Origin of the sequence: Streptomyces sp. NRRL S-31 (assembly GCF_000718775.1) — a bacterium.
In the GTDB taxonomy this organism is placed as follows: Bacteria; Actinomycetota; Actinomycetes; order Streptomycetales; family Streptomycetaceae; genus Streptomyces.
Genome location: NZ_JOCB01000181.1, coordinates 1 through 4,973, shown reverse-complemented (window position 1 = coordinate 4,973; position 4,973 = coordinate 1). Strand labels below are relative to the sequence as shown.

General features: G+C 76.0%; 3 protein-coding genes. All 3 read right to left on the bottom strand.

Going from position 1 to position 4,973, the window contains the following annotated elements; translation table 11 throughout:
* The coding region (locus IF37_RS0137830; protein WP_030754045.1) for a serine/threonine-protein kinase at positions 1-1,056 on the bottom strand (1,056 nt) is incomplete at its 3' end.
* 73 nt (positions 1,057-1,129) lie between these two features.
* Positions 1,130-2,806, bottom strand: a complete 1,677-nt coding sequence (locus IF37_RS0137825; protein WP_030754043.1) for a serine/threonine-protein kinase — start codon at positions 2,804-2,806, stop codon at positions 1,130-1,132.
* 162 nt (positions 2,807-2,968) lie between these two features.
* The coding region (locus tag IF37_RS0137820; RefSeq protein WP_030754041.1) for a serine/threonine protein kinase at positions 2,969-4,973 on the bottom strand (2,005 nt) is incomplete at its 5' end.

Genomic DNA, 4,973 nt, shown 5'->3' with positions numbered 1-4,973 from the left:
CGCGGCGACGAGCAGCGCCGCCACCAGCACGCCCCGCGGGGCCGGGCGGGCCGGGGGCGGCTGCGGCAGGGCCGCGGCGGACGGCGGCGGCCCGCCGTGCGGCAGGTCCGACTGGGTCGGCGCGTAGGGCGCCGGGGTCTTCGGCGTACGGCCCGCGCCGATCCGGTGGATGAGTCCGCCGCCGTGCGCCGCCGTGTCCTGGCCGCCCGGCGCGGCAGGTGTCCGGCCGGTCGCCAGGTACGTGCGCAGCATCCGCTCGGCGTCCGCCGCGCCCAGCCGCCGTTCGGGGTCGCGCTCCAGCAGGCCCCGTACGACCGGCAGCAGCGGCTCGGCCTCGGCCGGCGGGCGGATCTCGTCGGTGACGACGGCGTGCAGGATGCCGCCGAGCGAGTCGCGCCGGAACGGCGACTCGCCGCTGAGCACCGTGCACAACAGCGCGCCCAGCGACCACAGGTCGGACTCGAACCCGGTGCGCAGCCCGGACATCCGCTCGGGCGCGGTGTACTCGGGCGAGCCGACGAAGGAGCCGGTCTCGGTGAGCGTGGTGGCGCCCTCGACCTGGGCGATGCCGAAGTCGGTGAGGACGACCCGGTCGGTGCCGGACTCGATCAGCACGTTCGCGGGCTTGATGTCCCGGTGCAGCACCCCCGCCTCGTGCGCGGTGTGCACCGCGCTCAGCAGGGCGATGCCGATCCGCGCGGCCTCGGCGGCGTCCACCGGGCCGGACCGGGCGATCCGCTCGGCGAGCGAACCGCCGTTAATCAACTCCATCACGAGGTACGGCCGTTCGTCCTGCTCCACCACGTCGTGCACGACGATGATGTGCGGGTGCCGCAGCTGGCAGACCGCCCGGGCCTCGCGGAACGTATGGTCGCGGCGGCGGCGCGCGTCCTCGTCCGGGAGCGATTCGTCCAGAAGGAGTTCCTTGACCGCCACCTGACGGCCCAGCACCCGGTCGCTCGCCCGCCACACGACGCCCATGCCGCCGCGCCCGATGCGTTCCTCCAGGCGGTAACGGCCCGCGATCAGCCGGAAGCCGGCTCCCTCGGTCCCCATGCGCCCCATCATGCCGCAGCGGGCGTCCGGGTCCTCGAGATCCGGTCGTGGCCCGCGGGCGTCCGCGGCGGCCTCAGCGCGGCTGCTGCCAGCCCTGGAGCACCGCCTTGAACTGCCTCCTCGTCGTCTCCCAGTCCACCGTGGGGGAGGAAATGTAGATCACGTATTCGGTACCGTCCCGGGAGATGTACGTCTCCTCCATGGCGCGCCGCGGCCCCGGGAAGGGCGTGTCCTTCGGCTGCGCGTTCCAGGTGTACTCCCAGACGGAGCCGCCGAGGTCGCGGTAGACGTTCCGCTCCAGCCGGACCCGGTGGTAGTCGACCAGCCGCTCGCTGAGCTGCTCGTCCAGGTCGAGCTGGTGCGTGTGGCCGTCCCTGAAGTCCGGCGAGGTGTCCATGGCGATGCGGACGAAGTGCTCGCCGCCGTCGGGCGTGTAGTCGACCTGCCGGAGGTCGCGGGGAGCGCCGGGCTTGCCGGGCTCGCCGACGACGTTCCGCGACCAGCCCTTGGGCAGGTAGAGGCTGAAGCCCCACTCGTCGTCGTACCGGCGCCACGACGCGGGGACCGTGCCGTCGGGACCCGGTACGTCCGGTGACGTGGTGGCCTGGCTCGCGCCCGTGCCACCGCTCCGCTCCGCGCCGCCCCACCGCTGGACGGCCACCGCTCCGCCGGCGCCGAGCACGGCCGCGACGGCGACGACGAGCACGAGCGTGCGCAGCCGGCGCCGCGGTCTGCTCGGTGCCGGGCCGGGCGCCACGCCGGGCGGCACCGGCGCCACGGTCGTCGTCCCGAGCGCGGGCCGGCCCGCGCCCGCCGGCACGCCGGGGAGGGAGGCACCGGCCGGGTGACCGGCGGGGCCGTGGCCCGGGCTGACCGCCCCGGAGATGTGCACGCCGGAGCTCTGGGTCGGGATGAACGCCTGCGCGGTGTGCGGCCGGCGGCCCTCGGCCGCCTCGGCCAGCATCTGCTCCGCCTCCTCCATGCTCGGCCGCTGGGCCGGGTCCTTGTGCAGCAGGGCGGCGATGACCGGTCCGAGCGGACCGGAGTGGCCGGGCTCGCCCGCCTCCTCCTCGACGATCGCCTGCATGGTGGTCAGCGGCGAGGTGCGCCGGAACGGCGAGCGGCCCTCCACCGCCGTGAACAGCGTGGCGCCGAGCGCCCACAGATCGGAGGCCGGGCCGGGGTCATGGCCGCGCACCCGTTCGGGCGCCAGGTAGTCGACCGAGCCGACGACCTCTCCGGTGCGGGTGATGGTGGTGTCGCCCTCGATCTGGGCGATGCCGAAGTCGGTGAGCAGCACCCGGCGGTCCGTGCCGAGGAGCACGTTGCCGGGCTTGACGTCCCGGTGCAGTACGCCGGCGGAGTGCGCGGCGCGCAGCGCCCGCAGCACCCACAGTCCGATCCGCGCGGCCTCCGCCGGCTCCACGCGGCCCTGCTCCTTGACCGCGTCGGCCAGCGAGTGGCCCTCGACCAGCTCCATCACGATCCATGGGCGGCCGTCGTGTTCGAGGACGTCGTGGACGGTGACGACGGCGGAGTGGTTGATGCGCGCGGCGGCCCGTGCCTCGGCTCGGGTCCGGGCGAGCAGCACGGCCTGGTCGCTGTCGGAGACGTAGAGCGCGGCGGTCAGCTCCTTGATGGCCACCATCCGGTGCAGCACTTCGTCGTGGGCGCGCCACACCCGGCCCATGCCGCCGCTGCCGATGGAGTCGGCGAGCCGGTAGCGGCCTGCTAGGAGCAGGCCTTGCATCTGATTCACGTTGCCCCGCAATGCTCTTGACAGGGTCAGACTAAGGACCGGTCCACTCCCAGGGAACCAGCGGGGTACCAAGGAATCCGCACTGTGACGATGGTCATTTCCGCGCCGGAAAGGGAACCGGACCGGCCGTTGGCCGCCCTGTGCGCAGGTTGCTCAGCCGGTGTAGCGATAGGTCGCGGTCGCCTCCTCGTACAGCCGTGTCACCTCGTCCCGTTCGGCCTCCGGGCCGCGTACCTGGACGATGTGGTAACGCCCGTTCAGCAACAGCGCCATGTTCCGCACGAACCGGTCCCGGCCCTGCCCGTCGGTCCAGGTGAACTGCCCTTCGGCCATGGTCCGTCCGCCCACCTCGGTGGTCCGCAGGCCCGACGCCGTGGCCCAGCTGGAGTCGCGGTACGGCTGGGTCTCCCGCTCCTTGTCACGCTGGTAGACCATCGGATCGCTGCCGTAGCCGGACGCGCCGTCCCGGCCCGGTACGACGATCAGCTCGAAGTCGCCGTGTGCGTAGACCACTTGGCCGCTGCCGTTCTTCGGGGTGCGGTCCCAGCCCTCGGCGACGGCGATCCGGAAGCCCGCGGAGTCCTTGCGCAGGGTGAACCCGTCGGGGACGGCGGGGTCCCCGCCGGTCTGGGTCTCGGTCGCGGGCGCGGAGGCACCGCCCTCCGGCGCGCTCTGTCCGGCGGAGGGCGGCCGGGTGTGCGAGGGCGCGGGCGCCGTCCGTCCGGCGCCGCCGGCGCGGTCCCCGCCCGCCGCGCCGCTGCCCGTGTCCTTGGGCATGAAGAGCATCGCGTACGCGATCGCGCCGGCCAGCAGGAGCAGGACCAGCAGGAGCAGCGTCCGGCCGAGGCTGCGCGGCGAACGGCCGTCCTCCCGGCCCCGCTTGTGCCGGCCGTGCGGAGAGGCGGCGGGCACTCGGGCGCGCCGCCTGCGTACCAGCTCGCCGCGCCGCCGGATGATCGGCAGCCGGCGCGGGTCGGCGGGCGGCACGGAGACGACGTGGGCGCCGGCGTCCGGCTCGGGCGCGGAGCGCACCAGGGACCGCAGCCAACCACTCAGCTCCTCGACGTCCGGCCGCTCGGTGGGGTCCTGGCGCAGCAGCGACTCCACGACCGGACGCAGCGGGCCGCACTCCTCGGCGAACGCGGGCGGCTCGGCGCACACCAGCTGCACCAGCTCGGCCGTCGACTCCTCCGGGTACGGCGCGTGCCCCTGTACGGCCCGGAACAGCAGCGCGCCCAGCGCCCACAGATCGGTGGCGGGGCCGATCGGCGCCGCCAACTGCCAGTTCTCGTGCACGGGTCCGGCCTGTTCCGGAGCCCACCGCTCGGTCACCGGTCCCACCACGGTCATCCGCACCTGCCGGGCCCGCTCGGCGGCGAGCGCGCCACCGGGCCCGCGCCGCCCGCCCGCCGACTCCCCCCAGCCGGACGCCGACTGCGCGGGGACGACGGGGGTGAGGCCGGGGGGATGGCCGGAACCGGGACCGGGACCGGGGACGGAACGAGGGCCGGGAGCGCGACCGGGTCCGCCGTAACCCGGGGCGGCGCCGGGGGCACGGCCGGGCTCCGGGGCATGCCCGGGTCCCCCGAAACCGGAGGCACGGCCGGGCTCCGGGGCATGCCCGGGTCCCCCGAAACCGGAGGCACGGCCGGGCTCGGCAGCGTACCCGGGTCCGCCGTAACCGGGGGCGGCGCCGGGGGCACGGCCGGGCTCCGGAGCGTGGCCGGATCCCCTGAAACCGGGGGCGGCGCCGGGGGCACGGCCCGGCTCCGGAGCCTGGTCGGGTTCCCCGTAGCCGGTGGTGGGGCCGGGAGCCGGGGGCAGGCCGAGGGGCCGGGTGCCGCCGTCCAGGGCCGGGGGCGTGCCGCCGGACCCGGTGCGCGGTGCGGCGCCGTGCCACGGGGTGCCGCGCACCCCGTAGGGGTCGGCCATCCGGCCGGACGGCGTCGTACCGCCCGTGTCCGAGGGGTACGACGGCCGCGCCGCGCCGGCCTCCGGGACGGCCCCGGTGTCGCCGTCGGCGGGCGGGCGGGCGCCGGGCAGGGCGGGGTGCCGGGTCTGCTCGGCCTCCTGCCCCCGGGCGGCGGCGCGGGCGCCCGCGCGGTACGCGGCGATGGCCCCGGCCCGGGCGGCCCTGATGTCCGAGCCGGTTTCCGGG